The sequence below is a fragment of the Pseudomonas sp. B21-028 genome (assembly GCF_024749045.1).
GTDB lineage: Bacteria > Pseudomonadota > Gammaproteobacteria > Pseudomonadales > Pseudomonadaceae > Aquipseudomonas.
This window is the reverse complement of record NZ_CP087184.1, coordinates 105,444-130,205: the sequence shown is the minus strand read 5'-3', so window position 1 is coordinate 130,205 and position 24,762 is coordinate 105,444. Positions and strand designations below refer to the sequence as shown.

Here is a 24,762-nt window from a genome sequence, read left to right as displayed (position 1 = left end):
TAAGCGGAAGGATGTCAACCATGGAACGTACACTCAGTTCCGAGCTGTTTTTCGAAGACCACGCTGAAAAAAACCAGGCTTCCCTGCCTCTTCGCGTTCTTGCCAACCTGATGTTGTGGCAGCGCCGTATCGCCAGCCGCCATCAACTGGCTCGTCTGGATGCTCGCCTGCTGGCAGACGCCGGTATCAGCGAAGCACAACGCTACGAAGAGCTGAGCAAGCCGTTCTGGCGCTAACTCAGCGTCGCTGGCCCTGACCCACCGGGTCCACCGCCAGCACCGAATTGAACAAGACAAGACCCGTCGCGGGAAATCGCGACGGGTCTTGTCGTTTCGGCCCCCTGAAATTCAACGCCCAACCATGGACAAGTACAGTTTTTACATGACCATACTTGAACGGGTACAGTTTTGATTTGCAGCACTTCGAGACTGAGGCTCCATATCAGGGCTGTCCTACGCCGCGATCTGACTTACTATCCAGGCGAACGTGGCGAAGCGAGTCGAACAGGCGTCTCCTCTTCCCGCTACCAGAATCATCACTCAAGGAGTCTCATCATGATCCGTCTTCGTCTGCTCAGCGTTGCAGCCCTGCTGGCCGTAACCGCCCATGCCAATGCCAGCAGCTTCATCGTCACCACCGACTCCCTCGTCGGGGCGCTCAAGGCCACGTCCGATGCAACCTCCGATGCGACTTCGTCGCTGCGGGACAACAAAATCGTCCAGGCGGCCCGTGACGATGCCGCCAGCTTCGTGGCCAGCGAAGGCGCCATCCGTGGCGTGAAGCTGGAAAGTGCCCTGGACTTCATCCGCCAGCAGGCACCGCAATTGAACGCCACCGATGCCCAGCTGGCCCAGGCGATCCTGGTGATCTGATCCAACATGAAACATCGGGCGACCGTAGGTATCCCGATGTTTCAGCGCTGGCTCTGGCCCGACGGTTTGCGTTAGCCTTCAGGTTCGCCATCAACTGTCGAGTGCCATGCGTTTTACCTCAGATCTGCCTATCGCTTTGTTCCTGGTCGCTGCCTGCTGGTCCGTTTCGGCGCATGCCTTCGATGTATCCACCCAACAGGTGGTAGTCAGCGGCTATGCCACCAGCATGGTGACCTCCGCGCCCTTCGACCATAAACTGATCATCGCCGCTCGCGATGACGCCGCGGCATTCGTTGCCAGTGACGGACAGTTGCGAGGCGCACGGCTGGAGTCGGCCCTGGCTTATCTACACCAGACCCAGCCAAAACTTCATGTCAGCGACCTTGAACTGGCACAGGCAATTCTCGTCCAATAGTTATCCCTACTTTCCGGAGTCGTTCCATGCGTAGCCCGCTGATTGCTGCCGCCCTAGGCCTGCTGGTTTTGGCCGATGTGGTCCAGGCCCATACCCTGGTAGCCACCAGTAACATCATCGTTCGCGCCTCGCAGCGCACGATCGATTTCACCTCCGATACCACCACGTCCATCCGCGACTCGAAGATCGTCCGCGAAGCCCACGACGATGCAGCCAGCTTCGTCGCCAGCAACGGTGAAATCCGTGGTGCTCACCTCGAGGCCGCCTTCGATACCTTGCGTACCCGCGTGCCGGAAGCCCGCGATGCCAGTGACCAGGTCCTCGCCGAAGCCATCCTCGCGCTGTGAGGCGGCTCGCCGCCTGGCTGGCGGCCGGGATTCTGCTGCTCATGGGTGACACGGCCCAGGCCGGCCTGCGACTGCACCTCAACGGCGAAGGCCTGAGCCCCGCACAACAGCAGGCCAGCCAGGCGCTGCTCGATGAAGCCATGGCGGCCTTGCCGCCACGCTTCATCGAGCAACTGGACCGTCGTATCGATGTCGGCTGGACCGACCAGATGCCAGCCAACGCGTATGGCCAGGCCTCACTGGTGTCGCAGCTCGACCTCAACAGCAATCTGCTCGACAGCCTCACGGACGGCAGCGCCGCTACACAAAAGACTCACCGCCCCCATGGCACCGTGCGGCGAGAATTGCTTGCCACCGTCCTGCATGAACTGACCCACATCTATGACCGTGCGCGTTTATGGCCGGATGCCGAGCGTGCGTTGATCCAGCGCTGCACGCGACGCAACAACAGCGCCGGGCTGATCGGCCTTCCGGATGAGTGCCGGGGCCAGAACGATCGCCGCTTCACCCTCAGTGATGATCCCCGCCTGCTAGACCTTGCTGGCTGGCCACAGTACGTCGGCCGTCGCGGTGAACGAGAGCAGCACAACCGCCAGATCGCCCGCAGCCCGGACCTCTACGAGACCAGCAGCCCCAAGGAGTTCGTCGCGGTCAACATGGAGTACTTTCTCCTCGACCCGAGCTACGCCTGCCGACGGCCCGCGCTGTACCGCTATTATCAGGAGCACTTTGGCTGGGCCCCGCCCGCCAAGGACACCTGCGCCAAGTCGTTCGCCTTCCTCAATGCCGGCAACGACTTCGCCAGGACACCACTGGGCAAGGTCGACCCGGAACGGGTCTATGCCATCGATTATCTGCTGGCCGAAGCCAACCAGAACTGGGTCAGCCGCTGGGGCCACAGCATGCTTCGCTTGGTGATCTGTGCGCCCGGCCGCCCACGTGGGCCGGATTGCCGGCTGGATCTGGATCAACACCTGGTGCTCTCGTACCGGGCCTTCGTGGGTGATGTGCAGCTGTCCAGTTGGGACGGCCTGGTGGGCAAGTACCCGTCACGCCTGTTCGTGTTGCCGCTGGCCCAGGTGATCGATGAATACACCAAGACTGAACTGCGCAGCCTGGCGTCCGTGCCACTGAACCTGTCACGGACCGAGATCGAGGAGACGGTCGAACACGCCGCCGAAATGCACTGGAGCTATGACGGCAGCTATTACTTCCTGTCCAATAACTGCGCGGTAGAGAGCCTGAAGCTGCTGCGCAGCGGCAGCAATAACGAACAACTCAAGGGTCTGGACAGCATCATGCCCAACGGGTTGCTGGAAGTCCTCAAGGGGCGGGGGCTGGCGGATACCAGTGTGCTCGACGACCCCAAGGAAGCCCTGCGCCTGGGCTACCGCTTCGATTCATTTCGCGATCGGTATCAGGCGATGTTCAATGTGTTGAAGAAGTACCTGCCGATCAAACAGCAATCGGTAGAGGACTGGCTGGCCCTGGACGCCGCCGAGCGCCGTGTCTGGTTCGAACAGGCTGACCTGCGCACCAGCGCGGCGTTGCTACTGTTGGAACAAGCCAGTTATCGCAGGCAATTACTGCTGGCCCAGGATGAAGTCAAACAACGCTACCTCGGTGCCCGTGAACTGCAGAACGGCGGCATGGAACGGGCCAACGCGACACTGCAGCAGATCCTTGCCAACAGTGGCTTCCTGAGTCGCCCCGCCGAGTTGCTGGGCAGCAGCGGCTACGGGCTGCCCCAGCCCAGCGAGTGGCAGCGACTGGAATCGGAAAGCAGCCTGCGCCAGAAACAGCTGCAAACACTGACGGGCGACCTGGACAAGGAAGTCCGCGCCTTGCTCGAGCCAAGCCGCGCCGCCGAAATCGCCGCGAGCGAAGCCAACGTCAAGGAGCTTGGTGAACATCTGCGCAAGTTGCACAAGGCGAGCGGTGGCTTGGAGTTGCCCTAGCCCCTGCGCCCTGTACGAGAGGGACTCATTGGGTCGCAAAGCGATCCCACCCGGCTTATCAGTTCGCAGCTTTTTGGGACTGCGTCGCAGTCCAGCGGGGATAAATTCCCTCGCCACAATCCCCACAGGCCATACCCAGCGGCATAAAAAAAGGGTTCAGAACCCGGTTCTGAACCCTTTTTTGTTGCAGCAATAAATCAGCTCACGCGCGCATTACGCACACCGTCGGCCAGAGCGGCGCACAAGCTCAGCACGCCGTCGACAGCTTGCTCCGATGTCTCGGCGCTGGCGATATGGTCGATCAACGCCGAGCCAACCACCACGCCATCGGCCAACCGTGCAATGGCCGCGGCCTGCTCCGGCGTGCGGATGCCGAAACCGATGCTGATCGGCAAATCGGTATGACGACGCAGACGCGCCACGGCTTCTTCCACATGCTCCAGCGTCGCGGCACCGGCGCCGGTCACGCCCGCCACCGACACGTAGTACACAAAGCCCGAACTGCCATTGAGCACGGTCGGCAACCGCACATCATCGGTGGTCGGTGTGGTCAGGCGAATGAAATCCAGGCCCGCGGCCTGGGCCGGATCGCACAGTTCGCCGTTGTGCTCGGGTGGCATGTCCACCACGATCAGGCCATCAACGCCGGAATCCAGCGCCTCGCCGATGAAACGCTGCACACCGTAACGATGGATCGGGTTGAAGTAGCCCATCAGCACCAGGGGTGTTTCGCTGTTGTCCTTACGGAACTCGCGAACCATCTGCAGGGTTTTCGCCAGGTTCTGTTGGGCCCCCAGCGCGCGGATATTCGCCAACTGGATCGCTGGACCGTCGGCCATCGGATCGGTGAACGGCATGCCCAGCTCGATCACATCGGCACCGGCCGCCGGCAGACCCTTGAGGATTGCCAGCGAGGTGTCGTAGTTCGGGTCGCCGGCGGTCACGAAGGTCACCAGGGCGGCGCGGTTCTGTTGCTTGAGTTCGGCAAAACGGGTTTGCAGGCGGCTCATCAGTGTTTCTCCTGCTGGGACTGTTCCATGTGGTGCATCACGGTTTGCATGTCTTTGTCGCCACGGCCGGAGAGGTTGACCACCATCAGGTGATCCTTGGGCAGGTTCGGCGCGCGCTTGAACACTTCAGCCAGGGCATGGGAGCTTTCCAGCGCGGGAATGATGCCTTCCAGGCGGCAGCATTTGTGGAAGGCGTCCAGGGCCTCCGCATCGGTGATCGAGGTGTACTGAACGCGACCGATGTCGTGCAACCAGGCGTGTTCCGGACCGATACCCGGATAGTCGAGGCCGGCGGAAATCGAATGAGCGTCGATGATCTGGCCGTCGTCGTCTTGCAACAGGAAGGTGCGGTTGCCGTGCAGTACACCGGGCACGCCACCGTTCAGGCTCGCCGCGTGCTTGCCGGTTTCGATGCCGTAGCCAGCCGCTTCAACGCCGATGATGTCGACGCTCTTGTCATCCAGGAACGGGTGGAACAGGCCCATCGCATTGGAACCGCCGCCGATGCACGCCACCAGGCTGTCCGGCAAACGGCCTTCCTGGGCTTGCAGTTGATCGCGGGTTTCCTTGCCAATCACCGCCTGGAAGTCACGAACCATAGCCGGATACGGATGCGGGCCTGCCACAGTGCCGATCAGGTAGAAGGTGCTGTCGACGTTGGTGACCCAGTCACGCAAGGCTTCGTTCATGGCATCTTTAAGAGTGCCGGTACCGGCGACCACCGGAATCACTTCGGCGCCGAGCAATTTCATGCGGAACACGTTGGCCTGTTGGCGCTCGATGTCGGTGGTGCCCATGTAGATCACACAGTCCAGGCCGAAACGTGCAGCCACCGTGGCAGTCGCCACGCCGTGCATGCCGGCACCCGTCTCGGCGATGATGCGTTTCTTGCCCATGCGCCGCGCCAGCAGGATCTGGCCGATGCAGTTGTTGATCTTGTGCGCGCCGGTGTGGTTCAGCTCTTCGCGCTTGAGATAGATCTTCGCGCCGCCACAGTATTCGGTCAGGCGCTCGGCGAAGTAGAGCGGGCTTGGACGACCGACGTAGTCCCGCTGGAAGTAGGCCAATTCCTCAATGAACGCAGGATCTTCCTTCGCCACTTCGTATTCGCGGGCCAGATCGAGGATCAATGGCATAAGGGTTTCGGCCACATAGCGGCCGCCGAACGTACCGAACAGGCCGTTGGCATCGGGACCGCTGCGCAGGTTGAAAGGGGTCGTAGGCTGGGTCATGGGAACGCTCCAGGCAAATGCGTGAGAAGACAATGAGGCTCACTCTACCCCTGACATCTCGCCCTGAAAACCGATAAGATCGCCACAACCTGTCAGGAAAACTCACAGATACCATGCGCCACGATCTGCCTCCGCTCAATGCCTTGCGTGCCTTCGAGGCCACTGCTCGCCTGAACAGCGTAAGCCAGGCCGCCGAACAGCTTCACGTCACTCACGGCGCCGTCAGCCGACAGCTGAGGGTGCTGGAGGAACATCTGGGCGTCAGCCTGTTCATCAAGGACGGACGCGGCCTGAAACTCACAGATGCGGGCCTGCGTCTGCGTGATGCCAGCGCCGAAGCTTTCGAGCGGTTGCGTAGCGTCTGTGCCGAACTCACTCAAAGCACGGCGGATGCGCCGTTTGTGCTGGGCTGTTCAGGCAGCCTGTTGGCACGCTGGTTCATTCCTCGCCTGGGCCGGCTCAATGCCGATCTGCCGGACTTGCGTCTGCATCTGTCTGCTGGCGAAGGTGATCTGGACCCCAGACGCCCAGGGCTGGACGCTCTACTGGTCTTCGCCGAGCCGCCCTGGCCAGCGGACATGCAGGTATACGAGTTGGTCAGTGAGCGGATCGGCCCCGTCATGAGCCCGCGTTATACCGGCTTCGTCGGCCTGAAATCCGCCCCGGCCAGTGCGCTGCTGGGTGAGCCGTTGCTGCATACCACGTCCCGACCACAGGCCTGGCCGACCTGGGCACGGCAGAACGACCTCGATCCCCAGGCGCTGAAGTTCGGCCAGGGTTTCGAGCATTTATATTATTTGCTGGAGGCCGCTGTGGCTGGGCTGGGCGTGGCCATCGCTCCCGAACCGTTGGTGGCCGAGGATGTGCGTGCCGGACGCCTCGTCGCGCCCTGGGGATTCAATGAAACCCCGGCGCGACTGGCGTTGTGGCTACCCAAACGCGCCGCGGACGGCCGCGCTCGGCAGTTGGCCCAGTGGCTCAGGCATGAGCTGAGCCAACCGACTTAGTCGCCGCGCTTGCTTAGTCGCCGCGCTTGCACAGCAGATAAGCGGCCAGCAGACCAAGGGCCCCGACCGCGACACCGGCGGTCGTCCATGGGTGCTCTTGAGCGTAATCGCGTGTGGCGAGCCCGGTCTCGCGGGTTTTCACCTTGACCTCTTCATACGCATCGCTGAGCAGATGACGCGAATGCTTCAACGCATTTTCGGCGTTTGCCTTGAGCGATTTGAGGGTCTTACGCGACTCGTCCGATGCGTCGTCCTTCAGGCTTTCCAACGACTTGAGCAGATTCTCGATTTCCGCTTCCATGCTTTGCAACGAGGCTTTGCGTAATGAATTGCTGGCCATGGTGGCTCTCTCCTGCAGTGGTTGAGTGCGTGTGAAAGTTGGGACTCCCACCGTTTCTGAAAGTGCAGTAAATCTGAACTTCAGCGCGTGAACGGCACCACACGTAAGGCGAAAAATCGCTGCTAGGCTCTTGGTAGCCAAGCGGCTAGAGATAACCCAGGAGAAACGTCATGACTGATCATCACACGTACAAAAAGGTCGAGCTGGTCGGCTCATCCCCCACCAGCATCGAAGATGCCATCAACAACGCCCTGGCCGAAGCCAGCAAGAGCCTCAAGCACCTGGAATGGTTCGAAGTCACCGAAACCCGCGGGCATATCGAAAACGGCCGCGCCGCACACTTCCAAGTGACCCTCAAGGTCGGCTTCCGGATCGCAAATAGCTGAGGCGCTTGGAACTTGCACGCTGGCGGAGTGCCATAGGAATGGCGATGCGCTATCCGGTGAGCGCATCCCTCCTGTTTAATACCAGGCTACTGATCCGACCAAGGAGTGCGAGCGATGAAAAAGTTGATGGTTGCTGTGGGTTTGCTGAGCCTTGCGGGTTCGGTGTTTGCCGCCGCCAAGCCCTGCGAGGAGTTGAAAAGCGAAATCGCGGCGAAGCTCGATGCCAAGCAGGTGAAAGACTATTCGCTGGAAATCGTCGATAAAGGAACGGCGACTGACGGAAAAGTCGTCGGTACTTGTGAGGGTGGCGCGAAGGAAATTGTCTACAAAAAAAGCTGATGCTGCCCGAATGTCAAAGCCGACGCATGCGTCGGCTTTTTCATGGGCACGATTCAGCCCTTCATGACCTGTGCCAGCAATTCATATGAATGCAAACGGTCGGCATGCTCATACAGGTCGCTGGTGAATATCAGCTCATCGGCTTGGGTCTGCTCAATCAATACCTCGAGGCGCGCGCGGATCTTCTGCGGGCCACCGACCATCGCCAGGCCAAGGAAATCGCCCACCGCTTCTTTCTCATGGGGTAACCAGAGACCGTTCATGGTTTCGACGGGCGGACGCTGGACCAGGCTCTGGCCGCGCATCAGCGCGAGGATCCGCTGATACACCGAAGTCGCCAGATAATCAGCCTGCTCATCGGTATCCGCCGCGACCAAAGGCACGCCGAGCATCACGTAGGGTTTGTCGAGGACCGCCGACGGTTTGAAGTGGTTGCGGTAGATGCGAATGGCCTCGTGCATAAAGCGCGGTGCGAAATGGGAGGCGAAGGCGTAGGGCAAACCGCGTTCACCGGCCAGTTGCGCACTGAACAGACTGGAGCCCAGCAACCACACCGGCACATTGGTCCCGGTGCCGGGCATGGCGATGATGCGCTGATCGGGTGTGCGCGGGCCGAGATAACGCATCAGCTCGGCCACGTCGTCGGGGAAATCGTCCGCGCTACCGGAGCGCTCACGACGCAGGGCCCGGGCGGTCAGCTGATCGGAGCCGGGGGCACGCCCCAGCCCCAGGTCGATCCGACCCGGGAAGAGGCTTTCCAGGGTGCCGAACTGCTCGGCGATGATCAACGGTGCATGGTTGGGCAACATCACCCCGCCGGAGCCGACACGAATGGTCGAAGTACCACCGGCCAGATAACTCAGCAGCACCGCCGTCGCGGAGCTGGCGATGCCATCCATATTGTGATGTTCAGCCACCCAGAAACGGGTGTAGCCGAATTTTTCCACGTGCTGCGCCAGATCCAGCGAGTTTCGCAAGGACCGGGCGGCATTGCCATCCTCGCGGACAGGCACGAGATCGAGGGTTGAGAATTTCACTTCGGACAGCTGTTTCATGGGCCGGCGTCTCCAACGGGGCTTTTGCTACGGGCAAAAGCCTGCCGTTTTCTGTAGGTGTGTACCCTGCAATGTGGGCATATACCCGAGTTTCAATAGCTGCAACGAATTTTCCTACTAAATTAGTCGACTAATCGATGAAGTGAACTTTATCAGGCGGTCTATCCTCACAAGCCTGGCAGTCAAAAAACACCCGGCGCATACCCTCGCGCCGGATCTTGAGGAGGCAGACATGGCTATCATTAAGAAAGCATCGGCTCACTGGGAAGGTGACCTGAAAACCGGCATCGGCTCCATCTCCACGGAAACCGGCGTGCTGCGTGAAGCACCCTATGGTTTCAAGGCCCGTTTCGAAGGCGGCCGCGGCACCAACCCCGAAGAGCTGATCGGCGCGGCCCATGCCGGCTGTTTCTCCATGGCGTTTTCGATGATCCTGGGAGATGCCGGGTTCAAGGCCGACAGCATCGACACCAGTGCCGAAGTGACCCTCGACCAAGTCGACGGCGGCTTTGCCATCACTGCGGTGAAGCTGATTCTCAAGGCGAAGATTCCCGGCGCCAGCCAGCAGCAGTTTGAAGAGCTGAGCAACAAGGCCAAGGAAGGTTGCCCGGTTTCCAAGGTGTTGAACGCCAAGATCACCCTGGATGCCACGCTGGTGAACTGACGCCCCGCATCAGGATCGCAGCCGCCGAAGGCTGCGATCTTTCCCCTGTTACCCGATAAGCAATGTGTGGTCGAATGCAGTAGGCAGTTTCAACGTACAAGCGGTACGTGCTGCAGCGAGGAGTTCGAGCATGAAACGGTTTGCCCTGGTCATCATTGGTTGCGCATTGACCACGTCGGCTCTGGCGGCGCCAAAATCCTGTGAAGAACTGAAAGCGGAAATCGAGGCAAAGATCCAGGCGAACAAGGTGTCGTCCTACACCTTGGAAATCGTCACGAACGAAGAAGTCAGCGATCAGAACATGGTGGTCGGCACCTGCGAAGGCGGTACGAAGAAAATCATCTACCAGAAGAATGACAGCTAAGGAATGCAGTTGACCTGCCGTTCCTCGGCGACAATTTCTCGCTTGGCATTATAGAGCCGGGCGCTTGGGGTAAATGCCAGGTTGCGGGCTTCCAGACGATAACGCTGGCCGGCCTCGAAATGATCGTAACGCACGATCATGTAGCACAACCGTTCCTGCGGTTCGGCCTGCATGCCCAACCCACCACCCCCCATGACCTCGAAGTCGAAGCGCACTTTCAGCTCATGGCTGCCCGGCGAAACCTGGAAGAACCGCCCATCCTGCAAGCGTTGCCCATCCAGGCCCTCGGCCATGAGCATTTTGCCGCCCGGCATGGGGGTCGCAAAATCGACCCAGGCCATGTTCGGATCAACAGGGGGCGGCGGACTTGATGCACAACCGCTCAACGAGACAAAAGCCAGTAACAGGATATGAAAGCGCATGATGGATTTCCTGAAGTCGGGTATTGAGCATAGCGCCGATCAACTCTGCTGGCAGCCCGCTGGCGTACCTTGGCCCACTACTTTGCGCTGCTGGTCATAGAGCTTGGCCCACGGACGGAAACCGATGCTGCCGGCCTGCAACTGGTAACGCTGGCCTGCGTTGAAGCCCTTGAATTTCACATTCAACCGACAATCCCGCCACAGCGGCCCGGCATCCGGACCTATATTTCCGGGCTCGACGGCAAATTGATAACGCACGGTCAGCTCATGGGCGCCGGGCTGCACTTCGAAATAGCGTTTGTCCAGGGACGTCTTGTCATCGACTTCCAGCGCTTGCAGCGCCGTGTCCTGATGGTTGCCAAGATCTATCCACGCTTGCGAAGGATCAGGGTCGGGCAAGCTGGCACAACCGGTCAGCAGCAACAGGCCACTCGTCAGCATCAACATGCGCATAGCGAAGCTCCGGGCAGGCGGGATAGTCTTGTGGGCAGACTTTCCCAAGGTGATTCCAATTGATCAGGCCGCGTTCCAGCCATCGGTTACTCGACCGTGTTTTCAGGATTTTGTTTCCGAGTCTCCTGCTTTTGTTACTCAACGGTTGTTCCAACGTCGGTTACTACAGCCAGCTCGTCGGCGGACAGCTGCGGCTGTTGCAGGCCCGGGAGCCTGTCGACCAGGTGATTGCCGATTCCACCCGCGACGCCCGCTTGCGGCAGCACTTGGCCCAGGCTCGCGAGGCACGAACCTTCGCCAGCTCACATTTGCATCTGCCGGACAACAAAAGTTACCGCCTGTATGCGGACATTGGCCGACCATATGTAGTCTGGAATGTCTTTGCCACGCAGGAATTTTCCCTGGCCCCACAAAACCACTGTTTCCCCATCGCCGGTTGCGTGGCGTATCGCGGCTTCTACAGCCAGAGTGCCGCCCGTGGCGAAGCGGCCTTGCAACGTTTGCGTGGCATGGACGTATCAATTGGCGGAGTGGAGGCTTATTCAACACTGGGCTGGTTCGACGACCCGATCCTGAGCTCGATGATGCACTGGGGCGACGAACGCCTGGCCACGCTGATTTTTCATGAACTGGCACACCAACGCTTCTACGTACAGGACGACACCGAGTTCAACGAGTCCTTCGCCACCTTCGTCGAACAGGAAGGCACCCGGCAGTGGCGCGCCAGTCGCGGGCTCGCGCCGGACAATGGCCAGCAGGTACGTCAGCGCGACCAGTTCATCCAATTGATCCTCGACACCCGACAACGACTGGAAAAACTCTATGCCCAGCCCCTGCCAACCGAACAGATGCGCCAGCAAAAGGCGCAGGCGTTCGAACGGCTGCGCGCCGAATATGCGCAGATGCGTGACAGCCAGTGGGCCGGCGACAAACGTTACGACGCCTGGGTCTATGCGCCGCTGAACAACGCACGGTTGCTACCGTTCGGGCTCTACGACCAGTGGGTGCCGGCGTTTGCAACATTGTTCCGGCAGACTTCGGGCGATTGGGTGGCGTTTTATGCTGCTGTGGAAAAGCTGGGCAAGCTGCCTATGGATGAGCGTAAGGCGGCGTTGAGGGCATTGGCAGGATCATAGATATCCAGTGATTGACCCGGCCTCATCGCGGGCAAGCCTTGCTCCCACAAGGGAGTCCTTCATGCCGATGAGTTCTGTGGGAGCAAGGCTTGCCCGCGATGAGGCCCCTCCAGACACATCCTGCTCCAACTTTTCAGATCAGATCCGCTTCTGCTGTCTAGCCTTAGGACAAAGACAGATCAAGGAGGATCCCCATTGAAAACCCAGCCACATTCCAATCGATTGCGTTTCGGGCGTTATTCGCAATCCGGACAAATTTATCTATTGACGGTAGTAGCGCTCCGCCGCGATCCGGTTTTCAATCGCTTCGAGACAGGACGTTTGGTAGTGGACGCCTTTCGAAAAGCTCAGCAAGAACAATTCGCCCGCTCTCTGGCCTGGGTTGTCATGCCGGACCATTTCCATTGGCTGATTGAATTGCAAGATATAAGGCTTTCGAAATTGATTGCGCGCACAAAGTCCCGGACCACCGTGGCCCTCAATCGACAGACGCAACGTCAAGGACCACTTTGGCAAGAAGGTTTCCACGACCGGGCCATTCGCAAGGATGAAGATTTGCAAGCCGTCGCGCGTTATATCGTGGCAAACCCTTTGCGAGCGGGATTGGTTAAGCGGATAGGGGATTATCCGTTGTGGGACGCAGCATGGATCTGAGTCGGCTTACGCGGTGCTCATGACGGCCTCATCGCGGGCAAGCCTTGCTCCCACAGAATCCATCCGGCATGAGGGAACTGTAGGTTCTGTGGGAGCAAGGCTTGCCCGCGACAACTATCGAACTACCCCCGCAAAAACGCTTGATGCAGTTCATCCACCGTCTGAAAGTGATACGCCGGACTCTCGGCCATGAGTTCCTCGCGACTGCCAAACCCATACCCTACCGCCGCCGCATCCAGACCATTGCGGCGAGCGCCGATCAGGTCATGTTTACGATCGCCGATCATCAGGGTATTGGCCGGGTCGAGGCCTTCCTCAGCGAGCAGGTGGGCGATCAACTCGACTTTGTCGGTGCGCGTGCCGTCCAGCTCACTGCCGTAGATCACCTTGAAGTGCCGCGCAAAATTGAAGTGACGGGCAATTTCCCGGGCGAAGACCCAGGGCTTGGAGGTGGCGATGAATAACTGCCGGCCCTGGCCGTCCAGAGTTTCCAGCAGTGGCATCACTCCTTCGAAAACGCGGTTTTCGTACAGGCCGGTGACTTTGAAGCGCTCGCGGTAGAAATTCACCGCCTCCCAGGCCTTCGCTTCGTCGAAGCCATAGAACTGCATGAAGGCCTGTAGCAGCGGCGGGCCGATGAAATGTTCGAGGCGAGTGAGGTCGGGCTCGTCGATACCCAGTTGGCTCAAGGCGAACTGGATCGAACGGGTGATGCCTTCACGTGGGTCGGTGAGGGTGCCGTCGAGGTCGAACAGTACGGTCTGGTAGTGCATGGAGGCTCCCGGGGTGAATGAATCAGTAGCAAAGGGGGGGGCATCTGTGGCAAGGAGATTCAACAGATGTTTCAGGGCTGGTCGTAACCTTCGGCCAGATGCAGGTCCTTGAGCTTCACATAGTTCGCCGCGCTGTAGGTGAAGAAGGCGCGCTCCTTGTCGGTCAGCGGCCGGGCTTGTTTCACCGGGCTGCCCACGTACAGGAAGCCACTTTCGAGACGTTTGCCCGGCGGTACGAGGCTGCCGGCGCCGATGATCACCTCATCCTCGACCACCGCGCCGTCCATGACGATGCTGCCCATGCCGATCAGCACCCGGCTGCCCACGGCACAGCCATGGAGCATGACCTTGTGGGCGATGGTCACGTCGTCGCCGATCAGCAACGGGAAGCCATCGGGATTGAAAGGACCGGCGTGGGTGATGTGCAACACGCAGCCATCCTGGACGCTGGTACGGGCGCCGATGCGGATGCGGTGCATGTCGCCGCGAATGACCGTCAGTGGCCAGACGGAGCTGTCTTCGCCGATTTCAACGTCGCCGATCACCACCGCAGTGCTGTCGACGAAAGCGCCCCGGGCAAGCCGTGGGGTGTGATTCTGGTACGTGCGAAGGGTCACGATAGGCTCTCTCTTTTCTACTGATAGTCGCTGCTAGCTGCGGTGAAGGTCGATTGTAATTAAGATGGGCCGATGTTTCTTCCAGCCAAGGTGCCAACCGTGAGCGTGAACAACCCTCTTTTACAGCCCTATGACCTGCCGCCATTCTCGGCGATCCGTGCCGAGCACGTGCAACCGGCCATCGAGCAGATCCTGGCTGACAACCGTGCCGCCATCGCGCAGATCCTCAAGACCCAAGGCCAACAGCCGAGCTGGGCCGGCCTGGTGCTGGCGATGGATGAGCTCAACGATCGCCTGGGCGCTGCCTGGAGCCCGGTGAGCCACTTGAATGCGGTGCGCAACAGCCCTGAATTGCGTGAAGCCTATGAAGCCTGCCTGCCAGCCCTGAGCGCCTACTCCACCGAGCTGGGCCAGAACCGTGAATTGTTCCAGGCCTTCGAAGCCTTGGCGAGCAGCCCTGAAGCCGCCGGCTTTGACGTGGCGCAGAAAACCATCCTGGAACATTCCCTGCGGGACTTCCGCCTGTCGGGTATCGACCTGCCGCCAGAGCAGCAGAAACGCTACGCCGAGGTGCAAAGCAAGTTGTCCGAGCTGGGCAGCCGGTTCTCCAATCAATTGCTGGATGCCACCCAGGCCTGGACCAAGCACGTCACGGATGAAGCCGCCCTCGCCGGCCTGACCGATTCGGCCAAGGCGCAAATGGCCGCGGCTGCCCAGGCCAAAGAGCTGGACGGCTGGCTGATCAACCTGGAATTCCCCAGCTACTACGCGGTGATGACCTACGCCGAAGACCGCGCCCTGCGTGAAGAAGTCTACGCGGCCTACTGCACCCGTGCGTCGGACCAAGGCCCGAATGCCGGCCAGAACGATAACGGCCCGGTGATGGAGCAGATCCTCGACCTGCGCCAGGAACTGGCCCAACTGCTGGGTTTCGCCAATTTCGCCGAGTTGAGCCTGGCGACCAAAATGGCCGAATCGAGCGATCAGGTTCTCAGCTTCCTCCGTGACCTGGCCAAGCGCAGCAAACCGTTCGCGGCCCAGGACCTGGAACAACTGAAAACCTTCGCCGCCGAGCAAGGCTGCCCCGACCTGCAAAGCTGGGACAGCGGTTTCTACGGTGAAAAACTGCGCCAGCAGCGCTACAGCGTCGCCCAGGAAGCCCTGCGCGCTTACTTCCCGATCGACAAGGTACTGAGCGGTCTGTTCGCCATCGTGCAACGCCTCTACGGCATCGAGATCACCGAGCTGAAAGGTTTCGACGCCTGGCACCCGGACGTGCGCCTGTTCGAAATCAAGGAGAACGGCCAGCACGTCGGACGCTTCTTCTTCGATCTCTATGCCCGCGCCAACAAGCGTGGTGGTGCCTGGATGGATGGCGCCCGGGACCGTCGTCGCACCATCGATGGCGTGCTGCAAAGCCCGGTCGCCAACCTGGTGTGCAACTTCACCCCGGCCGACAGTGGCAAACCGGCACTGCTGACCCACGACGAAGTCACCACGCTGTTCCACGAGTTCGGCCATGGCCTGCACCATTTGCTGACCCGCGTCGAGCACGCCGGTGTATCCGGCATCAACGGCGTGGCCTGGGACGCCGTGGAACTGCCGAGCCAGTTCATGGAGAACTGGTGCTGGGAGCCTGAAGGCCTGGCGCTGATTTCCGGCCACTACGAGACCGGCGAACCGCTGCCTCAGGACTTGCTGGAGAAGATGCTCGCGGCGAAAAACTTCCAGTCCGGCCTGATGATGGTCCGCCAGCTGGAGTTCTCGCTGTTCGACTTCGAGCTGCACGCCACCCATGGCGACGGTCGCAGCGTGCTGCAAGTGCTCGAAGGCGTGCGCGACGAGGTGTCGGTCATGCGTCCTCCGGCCTACAACCGCTTTCCAAACAGCTTTGCCCACATCTTCGCCGGCGGCTACGCGGCGGGCTACTACAGCTATAAGTGGGCGGAAGTGCTGTCGGCCGATGCGTTCTCGAAGTTCGAGGAAGACGGCGTGCTCAATGCCGACACCGGTCGCGCTTTCCGCGAAGCAATCCTGGCCCGTGGCGGTTCCCAGGAACCGATGGTGCTGTTCGTCGACTTCCGTGGCCGTGAGCCGTCGATTGACGCACTCTTGCGCCATAGCGGCCTGAGCGAGGACGCGGCAGCATGAGCGAGGGGCCTGTGATCACGAAAAAACGTTTTATCGCCGGGGCGGTCTGCCCGGCGTGCAGCGAGCCGGACAAGTTGATGATGTGGAACGAAGACGGCGTGCCCCATCGCGAGTGCGTCGCCTGCGGTTATTCCGACACGCTCAATGAACAAGGCCTGTCGGTGCCCAAGGAACTGGGCACCCGGGTCAACACGTCGGCGCTGAAAGTGCCGGACGCCAAGGTCCAGGCGGTGCAGTTCTTTCCCAACCCCAAGTTGAAGAAAAAAACCGACTGACATCTCCGGCATCACCTTCCGGGCCGTCCGGCCCGGGAGCGATACATATATACCGCCAGGCTTCACGCCTTCCTGCCCAGACTGGCCGCCCAGACAGACAGGAAGGCACTCCATGCCCCACGACGATAATCCACTGCTGCAGGTGTATGACCTGCCGCCTTTTTCGCAGATCCAAGCCGAACATTTCTTACCCGCCCTCGACCGGTTGCTTGCCGAAAGCCGCGATCAGGTGGCCCACATCATCCAGACCCAGACGCCTTTTCCCACCTGGGACGATCTCGTGTTGGCCATGGATGAAATCCACACACGACTGGAAGGCTTCGGTTACCTGCTGCACCTTCTGACCACGACCAGGACAGGGGATGCCTGGGCGCGGGCGTCCCTGGATTGCAGTGAGCGGCTGCATGATTTCCAGGCCTCACTGAAACAACACCCCACGCTGTTCGAGCTCTATCAGCGCTTGGCGAACAGTCAGATCGCCAGGCATTTCGTACCGACCCGCACACGGGTCCTGAAGAAGATCCTGCGCCAGTTTCACCAGAACATGCCGACGGGCCTGGGCCTGTTGAAGCTGCGCATCAAGGAGCTCCAGGGGTTATTCCTGGAAAACCTGCACATGGCCAATCTGGCCTGGCGCAAAACGTTTGACGATGACGCCCGGCTGAGTGGCTTGCCGTCGCGGTTCAAGCAACAGATGGCCCGCCAGGCCCGGGAAGCCGGTCGCAAGGGATGGTTGCTGACGCTCAGTGACGAATCCTTTGGCATCGTCACGCAGCACGCCGACGACCGCCTCCTGCGCCAGCAGGTGTACGAGGCCTACAGCACCCGCGCATCGGATCAGGGCCCGCAAGCAGGCCAGTTCGACAACACCGACATACTCAGGCAATTACTCGATGACCGTCATCAGTACGCCACCTCCCTGGGCTATTCGGACTTTGCCCAACTGGCGATCGAGCCAGAGCAAGCTGCCTCCACCGAAGAAGTCATAACGTTCCTGCGGGCACAGCTCGAACGACAGCAACACCATTTCAAGCGGGACGCCGAGCAGCTCAAGGCCTTTGCCGCGCAACAAGGTCTCAGCGACCTCCAGCCCTGGGACTACCCCTACCTGGTGAATCAACTGCGCCAACAAGCGGCGGGCGTTTCCAAGGAAGCGCTGAGTGTCTGGTTTGCATTGGAACCGACGTTCGCCCAGCTGTTGCGGATGGCGACGGAGTTGTTCGGCGTCGACTTCGTCGAGCGTCAGGATGTGCCAACCTGGCACCCGGACGTGCGGCTGTTCGAAGTCAGCGAGCGGGGCGCGGTCATTGGCTACATTTATTTCGATCCGTTTTCGGATGAAAACCGAGACGGCTTTCCCAATACCACCACCCTGCGAAACCGCCATACCACCGCCGAGGGACGCCCTCGGCATCCCATCGCAACGCTGCATGCCTGGCTGCCACGCAGCGAGGGTCCAGACCCGGTCCTGCTCGATCACCTGCAACTGCGAATCCTTTTCCATGAATTCGGCCATTGCCTGCAGCATGTCCTGACCCGCGCCGACTATCGCGACCTGTCGGGCATCAATAGCCTGTCTCGCGATGCCGCCGAGTTTGCCGGGATACTGCTCGAGCAATGGTGCTTCTCCAGGGAATGCCTGGTGCGGATCTCGAAGCACTACCAGACCGGAGAAAAGATGCCTGACGAGGTCGTCGCTCAACTGTTGGCCTTTGCCCGTACCCAGACCAGTTGGGAAACCGCGACGCTGTTGCGCAGCGCGATATTCGACATGGAGTTACACCGCACCCACGGCGACGGGCGGACCGTCCAGCAGGTATTCGACCAGGCCAGCACACAGGTGGGGCACCTGCCAGTGTCGACGAACGCGCGCTGGCCCAATGGCCTGGACTACCTGGTGACCGGCTATGGGGCGACGCTCTACGCCTACGTCTGGTCGAAGGAGTTGGCCGTGACGGTGTTCCAGCGATTCAAACGCGATGGGGTGTTCAACCCGGCAACCGGTCGTGCGTTGCGTGAAACCGTTTTTGCGCCGGGGGATTCACGACCGTTGTCCGTCTCCATCGCCACCTTCTCAGGCACGCCACCGATCAGCGCTCGGGCGGGGTGAGCTGCGGCTCAAGGTGATGGGCTGTCGTGGTCGAATTGACCCAGCTCTTCAAGGAGCAAAGGGCGAACACGCTGGTGCTGCATTCGCCGTTCGCCAGTGCAAGACGGAGTTTTTCCACATCGGTCTGCATCATGTAACGAATCCCATCCTTGAAGTGATGGCTGTCACCGAAGCCGCCTTCGGTCATTTCGTTCAGCGCGTCCTCTTTGCTCCAGCCCTGCACCACCACCCTGTACATCGCCGCCACCAGCCCGGTGCGATCCGAACCGTGCTTACAGTGCATGAGCACGGGGCCCTTGGCTTCGGCGGCCTGGACGGCACGCAAGGCCCGAAGGATGTCGCTGTCGTCGACATGATTGGTGCGATAGGGCAACCGTACCTGCTCGATGCCGGGGGTGGAGAGCCAGCGCGCATCCGATTCCGGCAGGAAGGTGATGACCGTGCCGATCCTGAGCTTCGTCAGCAGGGGCAAGGCTCCACCATCCGGCAGGGAGCTGCGGTAAAGAGTGGGTGACATCTGGTAGAGGTTGTAATCCTTTTCCACCGGCTGTGCCCACTCAGCGGGCCTCGTCTGTACGACATCAGCAGCCTGGGCGCAGGACCCGGCCAGCCCCATCAGCAAGGCCAGGCAACACAGTGAACGGGAGCGAAGCTTGAGCATGCACGGATGACCGGAAATAAGGGAATTCGAGGTGGAGCAGTCTCGGCCCGTCCCGGTAAAAAACCTGTAACAAGGACGTCAAAGTGTTGTGAATTGTGATCCGCAAATGGCCGCCTCCTGCTCAGGCGCTGAATGGCACTGGTCCAATCCAAAAGCAGGCGATACTGTATACACATACAGCCCCGGAGTATTCCCCATGTCAGTCCCCCTTCCGCCTCGCGGCCGTGGCACCGCTGCCAACCCGCACAACCGCTTCGCCCCAAGTCGTTCGGTGGTCGAAGATGACGGCTGGTACCAGGAAGTACCCCTGACCCAAGGCACCGAAGTGAGCTTCGAAACGGCGAAGACCATCATTACCCGCAACACCTCGCCGGATATTCCTTTCGATCGCTCGATCAATCCTTACCGGGGCTGTGAACACGGCTGTATCTACTGCTATGCAAGGCCCAGCCATGCGTATTGGGACATGTCGCCGGGGCTGGATTTCGAAACCAGGCTGATTGCCAAGAGCAACGCCGCCGACGTGCTGGAGGAGCAACTTTCCAAGCGCGGCTATCAATGCGCGCCGATCAACCTGGGCTCCAACACCGACCCTTACCAACCCATCGAACGCGAACAGCGCATCACCCGTCGGATCCTGGAGGTGCTGCTGCGCTATCGCCATCCGGTGACCATCGTGACCAAGGGCTCGCTGATCCTGCGGGACCTGGACTTGCTCACCGAACTGGCCCGGCAGCGACTGGTGGCGGTGATGATCAGCCTCACCACCCTGGACGATGAGCTCAAGCGTATTCTCGAACCCCGCGCGGCGGCGCCCAAGGCGCGGCTGCGAGCGATCAGGGTGATGCGCGAGGCAGGCATTCCCGTGGGGGTGTTGTGCGCGCCGATGATTCCGATGATCAACGACAGCGAAATCGAAAGCCTGCTGAACGAAGCCCACGCCGCCGGCGCCCAAAGTGCCTCCTACATCATGCTGCGCCTGCCGCTGGAAGTCGCGCCGCTGTTCGAGGAATGGTTGCAGGCCCACTACCCGCAGCGCGCCGCCCATGTGCTGAGTCTGGTCCGCCAGAGCCGTGGCGGCGAGCTGTACGACAGCCAGTTTGGCAAGCGCATGCGCGGCGAAGGCCCCTTTGCCGACCTGCTCGCCCAACGCTTCGCCAAGGCGATCAAGCGCTTGGGGCTCGACCGGCGCGAAGGCTACAATCTCGACTGCGAGGCCTTCTGTCCGCCAGGCCGACAGATGTCGTTGATTTGACTGAAGTTGACCCTGCAGCACAGGCCAGACAGGATCATACCTGCACTTTAGGTCATGCCTGTAATCGTTGTCCTAGAGCCTCCGATTCAGTTTGAGTTAAGTTTCGACCGATACCTTGTTCATCGAGTGACTGACAGGTCGAACCCTTCGATCTGGACGTTTTTTGACCAGCCACTGGCGTTATGAGGATGAATCATGAGTGACAAGGATAAACAGCCGTTGGCTGCGTCGGCTTCAGCCCAACCCGAGGCGGAAAGCGCCGATGCAGCGCTGCAGCATATTGTTGACGGTTTTCTGCATTTCCATCACGAAGTCTTCCCGCAGCAGGAAGAACTCTTCAAGAAACTCGCCACCGCCCAATCGCCCCGGGCGATGTTCATCACCTGCGCCGATTCGCGCATCGTGCCCGAGCTGATCACCCACAGCTCTCCAGGCGACCTGTTCGTGACCCGCAACGTCGGCAACGTCGTTCCGCCTTATGGACAAATGAACGGCGGCGTCTCCACCGCCATCGAATACGCCGTGCTGGCCCTTGGGGTGCAGCACATCATCGTGTGCGGCCATTCCGACTGCGGCGCCATGCGCGCGGTGCTCAATCCCGAGACCCTGGAAAGAATGCCCACGGTCAAAGCCTGGCTGCGCCACGCCGAAGTGGCCAAGACCATGGTCCACGACAACTGCCCGTGCGGCGACGAAAAACAGACCATGCCCATCCTCACCGAAGAAAACGTGATCGCGCAGTTGCAGCATCTGCAAACGCACCCTTCGGTGGCCTCGCGCATGGCCAGCGGCCAGTTGTTCATCCATGGCTGGGTGTACAACATCGAGACCAGCGAGATCAAAGCCTTCGATGCGGAACAGGGTCGTTTCCTGCCGCTCGATGGCAGCCACCCGATCCCGGTCGCGACGCCCAAAGCGCGCTTCTAATCGCTCCTCAATAAATTTTTGCGTGGTCAAGCCCCTGTCTGCTCTTCGAGCGGCCGGGCCTTGCCATGCCTGAAAAATCTTCGGGAGAGTCACCATGCGTGCTGCTCAATTGAAAGCTGTTCTGCCACGGGAGCTGCTGGCTTCGGTGGTTGTGTTTCTGGTGGCGCTGCCCTTGTGCATGGGCATTGCCATTGCGTCCGGCCTACCGCCCGCCAAGGGTCTGATCACCGGTATCGTCGGTGGCCTGATCGTGGGCTTTTTCGCCGGTTCGAAGTTGCAAGTCAGCGGGCCGGCCGCCGGGTTGGCGGTGCTGGTTTTCGAGCTGGTGCGCCAACATGGCGTGGGCATGCTCGGACCGATCCTGCTGCTGGCCGGGTTCCTGCAATTGTTGGCCGGGCGCTTTCGCCTGGGCTGCTGGTTCCGGGTAACCGCACCGGCCGTGGTTTACGGCATGCTGGCGGGTATCGGTGTGCTGATCGTGCTGTCCCAGGTCCACGTGATGCTCGACGCGGCGCCCAAGCCGTCAGGGCTGGATAACCTGACGGCGTTCCCCGGCGCAGTCGCCCAAGCGTTGCCGTCGTTCGGCTGGCAGGCCGGCCTGCTGGGTCTGTCGACGATTGCGGTGATGTGGCTGTGGGAAAAGTTTCGCCCGCATGGCCTGCGCTTCATACCCGGCGCCTTGCTCGGCGTGGGCTTGGCCACCGTTGCCAGCCTCGTGCTGGCTTTGCAGGTCAAGCGTGTCGAGGTGCCGGACAACCTCGCCGAAGCCATCGATTGGCTGCGCCCGGCGGACCTGTTGAACCTGGCCGACCCCACGCTGCTGATCGCGGCATTCGCGGTGGCCTTTATCGCCAGCGCTGAAACCCTGCTGTCAGCGGCCGCCGTGGATCGCATGCACAGCGGCGAACGTGCGGACTTCGACCGGGAACTGTCCGCCCAAGGTATTGGTAACATGCTCTGCGGCCTGCTCGGTGCCTTGCCGATGACCGGGGTGATCGTGCGCAGCTCGGCCAACGTCCAGGCCGGGGCCACCACGCGAATGTCGACGATTTTCCATGGCCTGTGGTTGCTACTCTTTGTCCTGCTGCTCTCCAGCGTGCTGCAAAGCATTCCGGTGGCGAGCCTGGCGGGGGTGCTGGTCTATACCGGTTTCAAACTGGTGGACCTCAAGGCGTTTCGTAGCCTGAGCCGCTATGGCCGGATGCCGATGTTCACCTATGCCGCGACGGCGCTGGCGATCATCTTCACCGACCTGCTGACCGGCGTGCTGATCGGCTTCGGCCTGACCCTGGCGAAACTGGCCTGGAAAGCCTCGCGACTGAAAATCAGCCTGGTCGATCTCCCTCAGGAAGGTGAGATGGAGCTGCGGCTGGTCGGTGCGGCCACCTTCCTCAAGGTACCGGCGCTGACCCAGGTGCTGGGAACCATCCCCCAGGGCGTGACGGTGCATGTACCGCTCAACAACCTGAGCTACATCGACCATTCGTGCCTGGAGTTGTTGGAAGAATGGGGACGGGCGAACGCCAGCAAGGGATCGAAGCTGCTGATCGAATCCCGCGGGCTCAAGCGCCGGTTGGAAGGACGGTTGCGGACAACGGCTGGGGTTGGCGCAGCCTCTGCCTGATATCCCCGATTGATGTGGGAGCGAGCCTGCTCGCGAAGGCGGTGTATCAGACAACATTTTTGTCAGCTGATAGGCCGCTATCGCGAGCAGGCTCGCTCCCACAGGTTTTGTGCTGGCATTTGAAGCGGGTGTACGCACGTACACCTGTCAGCTATGACAGTAGACGCATTCGTTGAGCGAGCTTTAGTTTGTAGAGGAAGTATCTTTCCTATCTCCCATGGAGCATTCCATGAACTATGCACTGGTATACGAGTTCAACGACTCTAATGAAGATGGCGTGTCCGAAGCCTTAATCTCTCGCTATAACAATGGCTACAGGCCTGGGCTCAAGCCCGATGTCGTCGTCACGGCCTATGCCGATTCCAATGGCAGATATGAAACCGCTGAAGGTGTGGATGATGTCGAGGGCGACGACGATATCGACGCCGATGACGCGTCCTACTACACCCTTGCCGCCGACCTGGCCAACGCCATGGTCACGTTGAGTCGCATGGACGAGAGGCGGCTGTACAAGTGCATCATGGTTTCGTTTGGCAGCAATAGCCAAAACGCTGCACTGCCTGACGTCGATATTGGCCTCTACAACAAAGATTCCGACATGACCGCCCCCGATTCAGTCGTGACGGTCACCGGCTACAACAAAGGACTTTACCGAGAGGTCATCAACGCCACCGACGCCGACAGCGATGGCGACACTGACCTGGACGATCACTTGATCTATCGAAAGATCGCGAATTCCTTTGCCTCGATGAGAGATTTCAAGGCTTGAAAGCGGAGGGGCATCCTGACGAACAAATGTGGGAGCGAGCCTGCTCGCGATGGCGGTGTATCAGACAACATTTTAGTCAGCTGATAGACCGCTATCGCGAGCAGGCTCGCTCCCACAGGAGTTTGGTGAGTTCAGCTCTGGATCAAGCCGCCGGCTGATCCAGCTCCAACCCCACGCCCAGGCGCCGCGACATGCACGGCCAGCGCTTCCAGGCCGCACCGGTGTGCGGGCTGCTGAGTTTCTCGCGGTAGGTTTCTACCGACTCCAGGGCAAACGTCTCGTCGTTGAGCATCTCGTCAAAGGCGTGATGCACCACTTCATCGAGCTGATTGGCAAAGGCTTCGCCGATCAACTGGTGGGCAATCAGATTGGCGACCGTCATGTCCAGGGGGATCAATGGCTGGCCGAAATGCTTGATGTACAGGTCGTTGACCTCTTCGACGAATCGATGCGCCAGGTAAGCCTCGTCCAGCAAGCTGTCGAGCCCGACATGACCGGCCATGATCGTCGGCGGCTGGAGGAAATACTGTTCGGCGATTTTCAGCACCGGTTTGATCTGCGGCTCGATGCCCGCCTCCTTGGCGACTTCGTTGGCTGCATCCAGCAGGTCGGGGACTTCATCGATGTAGGCGGCGACAAACCGCGCCAGGACGTCGTTGGCGTTCGTCTCTGGCAATTGGATAGCCCGGTGCAGGTGTGGTAACTGGCCTTCCAACTGACGGGCCAACTGACCAGTCTCGGCCTCGTGTTGTTGGGCTTTTTGGATCTGCTCGCGCAATGCGGCGGTGTTCATGACAACTCCAGGAAAACAAAGGCAATGAAATAGGGAAGACATAACTTAGCTGGCGAATAAACACGCCTAAGACCTATTTGTCATAACTGCTTCTTCCTTGATGCGTCGCTGTTATATCGGTTTGCCATCATCTGGTTTCGCATCCTTCTCCAT

Annotated in this window: 29 protein-coding genes; 19 read left to right on the top strand and 10 right to left on the bottom strand. The window is 60.3% G+C overall.

The window, feature by feature from the left end; genetic code table 11:
- Positions 1-20: 20 nt before the first annotated feature.
- From LOY35_RS00655 to LOY35_RS00635, 5 genes are all read left to right on the top strand, one after another.
- Positions 21-236: a DUF1127 domain-containing protein gene (locus tag LOY35_RS00655; protein ID WP_258629641.1), complete on the top strand. Its 216-nt coding sequence runs from the start codon at positions 21-23 to the stop codon at positions 234-236.
- A gap of 318 nt (positions 237-554) precedes the next feature.
- Positions 555-872: a DUF2388 domain-containing protein gene (locus LOY35_RS00650; RefSeq protein ID WP_055128286.1), complete on the top strand. Its 318-nt coding sequence runs from the start codon at positions 555-557 to the stop codon at positions 870-872.
- Between the two features lie 106 nt (positions 873-978).
- Complete coding sequence (locus LOY35_RS00645; RefSeq protein WP_258629638.1) at positions 979-1,287, top strand: DUF2388 domain-containing protein; 309 nt, start codon at positions 979-981, stop codon at positions 1,285-1,287.
- Between the two features lie 26 nt (positions 1,288-1,313).
- Positions 1,314-1,634: a DUF2388 domain-containing protein gene (locus LOY35_RS00640; protein WP_258629636.1), complete on the top strand. Its 321-nt coding sequence runs from the start codon at positions 1,314-1,316 to the stop codon at positions 1,632-1,634.
- Positions 1,631-3,592: a DUF4105 domain-containing protein gene (locus tag LOY35_RS00635; RefSeq protein WP_258629634.1), complete on the top strand. Its 1,962-nt coding sequence runs from the start codon at positions 1,631-1,633 to the stop codon at positions 3,590-3,592. The genes LOY35_RS00640 and LOY35_RS00635 overlap by 4 nt, the downstream gene beginning before the upstream one ends.
- 197 nt (positions 3,593-3,789) lie before the next feature.
- Here LOY35_RS00635 and trpA read toward each other — a convergent pair whose 3' ends face one another.
- Together trpA and trpB are read right to left on the bottom strand one after the other, a co-directional pair.
- A complete protein-coding gene (trpA, locus tag LOY35_RS00630) occupies positions 3,790-4,602 on the bottom strand; it encodes a tryptophan synthase subunit alpha (RefSeq protein WP_258629633.1) in 813 nt (270 codons plus the stop codon).
- Positions 4,602-5,834, bottom strand: coding sequence for a tryptophan synthase subunit beta (gene trpB / locus LOY35_RS00625; protein WP_258629631.1), 1,233 nt, complete (start codon positions 5,832-5,834; stop codon positions 4,602-4,604). The genes trpA and trpB overlap by 1 nt, the downstream gene beginning before the upstream one ends.
- A 113-nt stretch (positions 5,835-5,947) precedes the next feature.
- On the opposite strand from trpB, the gene LOY35_RS00620 reads away from it, so the two are divergent.
- Entirely contained in the window at positions 5,948-6,841 is an 894-nt protein-coding gene (locus tag LOY35_RS00620; RefSeq protein ID WP_258629630.1) for a LysR family transcriptional regulator, read from the top strand.
- A gap of 13 nt (positions 6,842-6,854) precedes the next feature.
- Here LOY35_RS00620 and LOY35_RS00615 read toward each other — a convergent pair whose 3' ends face one another.
- Positions 6,855-7,181 (bottom strand): YqjD family protein, encoded by a 327-nt coding sequence (locus tag LOY35_RS00615; protein ID WP_024778479.1) that lies wholly within the window; start codon positions 7,179-7,181, stop codon positions 6,855-6,857.
- 170 nt (positions 7,182-7,351) lie between these two features.
- On the opposite strand from LOY35_RS00615, the gene LOY35_RS00610 reads away from it, so the two are divergent.
- Positions 7,352-7,567, top strand: coding sequence for a dodecin (locus tag LOY35_RS00610; protein WP_041024236.1), 216 nt, complete (start codon positions 7,352-7,354; stop codon positions 7,565-7,567).
- Positions 7,568-7,681: 114 nt separating this feature from the next.
- Positions 7,682-7,906 (top strand): DUF1161 domain-containing protein, encoded by a 225-nt coding sequence (locus LOY35_RS00605; RefSeq protein ID WP_258629622.1) that lies wholly within the window; start codon positions 7,682-7,684, stop codon positions 7,904-7,906.
- Between the two features lie 53 nt (positions 7,907-7,959).
- Here the strand turns inward: LOY35_RS00605 and LOY35_RS00600 are convergent, their stop codons facing one another.
- Complete coding sequence (locus LOY35_RS00600) at positions 7,960-8,961, bottom strand: LLM class flavin-dependent oxidoreductase (RefSeq protein ID WP_258629620.1); 1,002 nt, start codon at positions 8,959-8,961, stop codon at positions 7,960-7,962.
- Between the two features lie 232 nt (positions 8,962-9,193).
- On the opposite strand from LOY35_RS00600, the gene LOY35_RS00595 reads away from it, so the two are divergent.
- Both LOY35_RS00595 and LOY35_RS00590 read left to right on the top strand, forming a co-directional pair.
- A complete protein-coding gene (locus LOY35_RS00595; protein ID WP_258629618.1) occupies positions 9,194-9,625 on the top strand; it encodes an OsmC family protein in 432 nt (143 codons plus the stop codon).
- A gap of 130 nt (positions 9,626-9,755) precedes the next feature.
- On the top strand, positions 9,756-9,989 hold the full coding sequence (locus LOY35_RS00590; RefSeq protein WP_258629616.1) for a DUF1161 domain-containing protein: 234 nt from the start codon (positions 9,756-9,758) through the stop codon (positions 9,987-9,989).
- On the opposite strand, the gene LOY35_RS00585 is transcribed toward LOY35_RS00590, so the two are convergent.
- On the bottom strand, positions 9,986-10,411 hold the full coding sequence (locus tag LOY35_RS00585; RefSeq protein ID WP_258629614.1) for a hypothetical protein: 426 nt from the start codon (positions 10,409-10,411) through the stop codon (positions 9,986-9,988). The two genes, LOY35_RS00590 and LOY35_RS00585, sit on opposite strands and share 4 nt — an antisense overlap.
- Positions 10,412-10,450: 39 nt before the next feature.
- Positions 10,451-10,864: a hypothetical protein gene (locus tag LOY35_RS00580; protein ID WP_258629612.1), complete on the bottom strand. Its 414-nt coding sequence runs from the start codon at positions 10,862-10,864 to the stop codon at positions 10,451-10,453.
- Between the two features lie 59 nt (positions 10,865-10,923).
- Between LOY35_RS00580 and LOY35_RS00575 the strand changes: the two genes are divergently transcribed.
- Positions 10,924-12,000: an aminopeptidase gene (locus LOY35_RS00575; protein ID WP_258629610.1), complete on the top strand. Its 1,077-nt coding sequence runs from the start codon at positions 10,924-10,926 to the stop codon at positions 11,998-12,000.
- Positions 12,001-12,195: 195 nt separating this feature from the next.
- On the top strand, positions 12,196-12,654 hold the full coding sequence (locus tag LOY35_RS00570; protein WP_258629608.1) for an REP-associated tyrosine transposase: 459 nt from the start codon (positions 12,196-12,198) through the stop codon (positions 12,652-12,654).
- Between the two features lie 122 nt (positions 12,655-12,776).
- Here LOY35_RS00570 and LOY35_RS00565 read toward each other — a convergent pair whose 3' ends face one another.
- The gene (locus LOY35_RS00565; RefSeq protein ID WP_258629607.1) at positions 12,777-13,427 is read right to left on the bottom strand and encodes an HAD family hydrolase; all 651 of its coding nucleotides are present in this window, start codon (positions 13,425-13,427) and stop codon (positions 12,777-12,779) included.
- Positions 13,428-13,498: 71 nt separating this feature from the next.
- The gene (locus tag LOY35_RS00560; RefSeq protein ID WP_139641587.1) at positions 13,499-14,044 is read right to left on the bottom strand and encodes a gamma carbonic anhydrase family protein; all 546 of its coding nucleotides are present in this window, start codon (positions 14,042-14,044) and stop codon (positions 13,499-13,501) included.
- A 99-nt stretch (positions 14,045-14,143) separates the two neighbouring features.
- Here LOY35_RS00560 and prlC point away from each other — a divergent pair, with 99 nt between their 5' ends.
- The 3 genes from prlC to LOY35_RS00545 all read left to right on the top strand — a co-directional run bounded on the left by prlC (position 14,144) and on the right by LOY35_RS00545 (position 18,580).
- Complete coding sequence (prlC, locus tag LOY35_RS00555) at positions 14,144-16,195, top strand: oligopeptidase A (protein ID WP_258629605.1); 2,052 nt, start codon at positions 14,144-14,146, stop codon at positions 16,193-16,195.
- The gene (locus LOY35_RS00550; RefSeq protein WP_024778466.1) at positions 16,192-16,470 is read left to right on the top strand and encodes a YheV family putative zinc ribbon protein; all 279 of its coding nucleotides are present in this window, start codon (positions 16,192-16,194) and stop codon (positions 16,468-16,470) included. Before prlC ends, LOY35_RS00550 begins: the two co-directional genes overlap by 4 nt.
- A gap of 112 nt (positions 16,471-16,582) precedes the next feature.
- Positions 16,583-18,580 (top strand): M3 family metallopeptidase, encoded by a 1,998-nt coding sequence (locus LOY35_RS00545; protein WP_258629604.1) that lies wholly within the window; start codon positions 16,583-16,585, stop codon positions 18,578-18,580.
- Here LOY35_RS00545 and LOY35_RS00540 read toward each other — a convergent pair.
- The gene (locus LOY35_RS00540) at positions 18,561-19,241 is read right to left on the bottom strand and encodes a tyrosine-protein phosphatase (RefSeq protein ID WP_258629602.1); all 681 of its coding nucleotides are present in this window, start codon (positions 19,239-19,241) and stop codon (positions 18,561-18,563) included. The genes LOY35_RS00545 and LOY35_RS00540 overlap by 20 nt on opposite strands.
- Positions 19,242-19,437: 196 nt before the next feature.
- On the opposite strand from LOY35_RS00540, the gene LOY35_RS00535 reads away from it, so the two are divergent.
- The 4 genes from LOY35_RS00535 (at position 19,438) to LOY35_RS00520 (ending at position 23,816) form a co-directional block, all read left to right on the top strand.
- Complete coding sequence (locus LOY35_RS00535) at positions 19,438-20,496, top strand: PA0069 family radical SAM protein (RefSeq protein ID WP_258629601.1); 1,059 nt, start codon at positions 19,438-19,440, stop codon at positions 20,494-20,496.
- A 195-nt stretch (positions 20,497-20,691) separates the two neighbouring features.
- A complete protein-coding gene (locus LOY35_RS00530) occupies positions 20,692-21,423 on the top strand; it encodes a carbonic anhydrase (RefSeq protein WP_258629600.1) in 732 nt (243 codons plus the stop codon).
- 94 nt (positions 21,424-21,517) lie between these two features.
- Positions 21,518-23,047 carry a SulP family inorganic anion transporter gene (locus tag LOY35_RS00525; protein ID WP_258629598.1) on the top strand — a complete coding sequence of 510 codons (1,530 nt, stop codon included), beginning with the start codon at positions 21,518-21,520 and terminating at the stop codon, positions 23,045-23,047.
- Between the two features lie 229 nt (positions 23,048-23,276).
- Positions 23,277-23,816: a hypothetical protein gene (locus tag LOY35_RS00520; protein WP_258629596.1), complete on the top strand. Its 540-nt coding sequence runs from the start codon at positions 23,277-23,279 to the stop codon at positions 23,814-23,816.
- A 142-nt stretch (positions 23,817-23,958) separates the two neighbouring features.
- On the opposite strand, the gene LOY35_RS00515 is transcribed toward LOY35_RS00520, so the two are convergent.
- Positions 23,959-24,609, bottom strand: coding sequence for a hypothetical protein (locus tag LOY35_RS00515; RefSeq protein WP_258629594.1), 651 nt, complete (start codon positions 24,607-24,609; stop codon positions 23,959-23,961).
- Positions 24,610-24,762 lie beyond the last annotated feature (153 nt).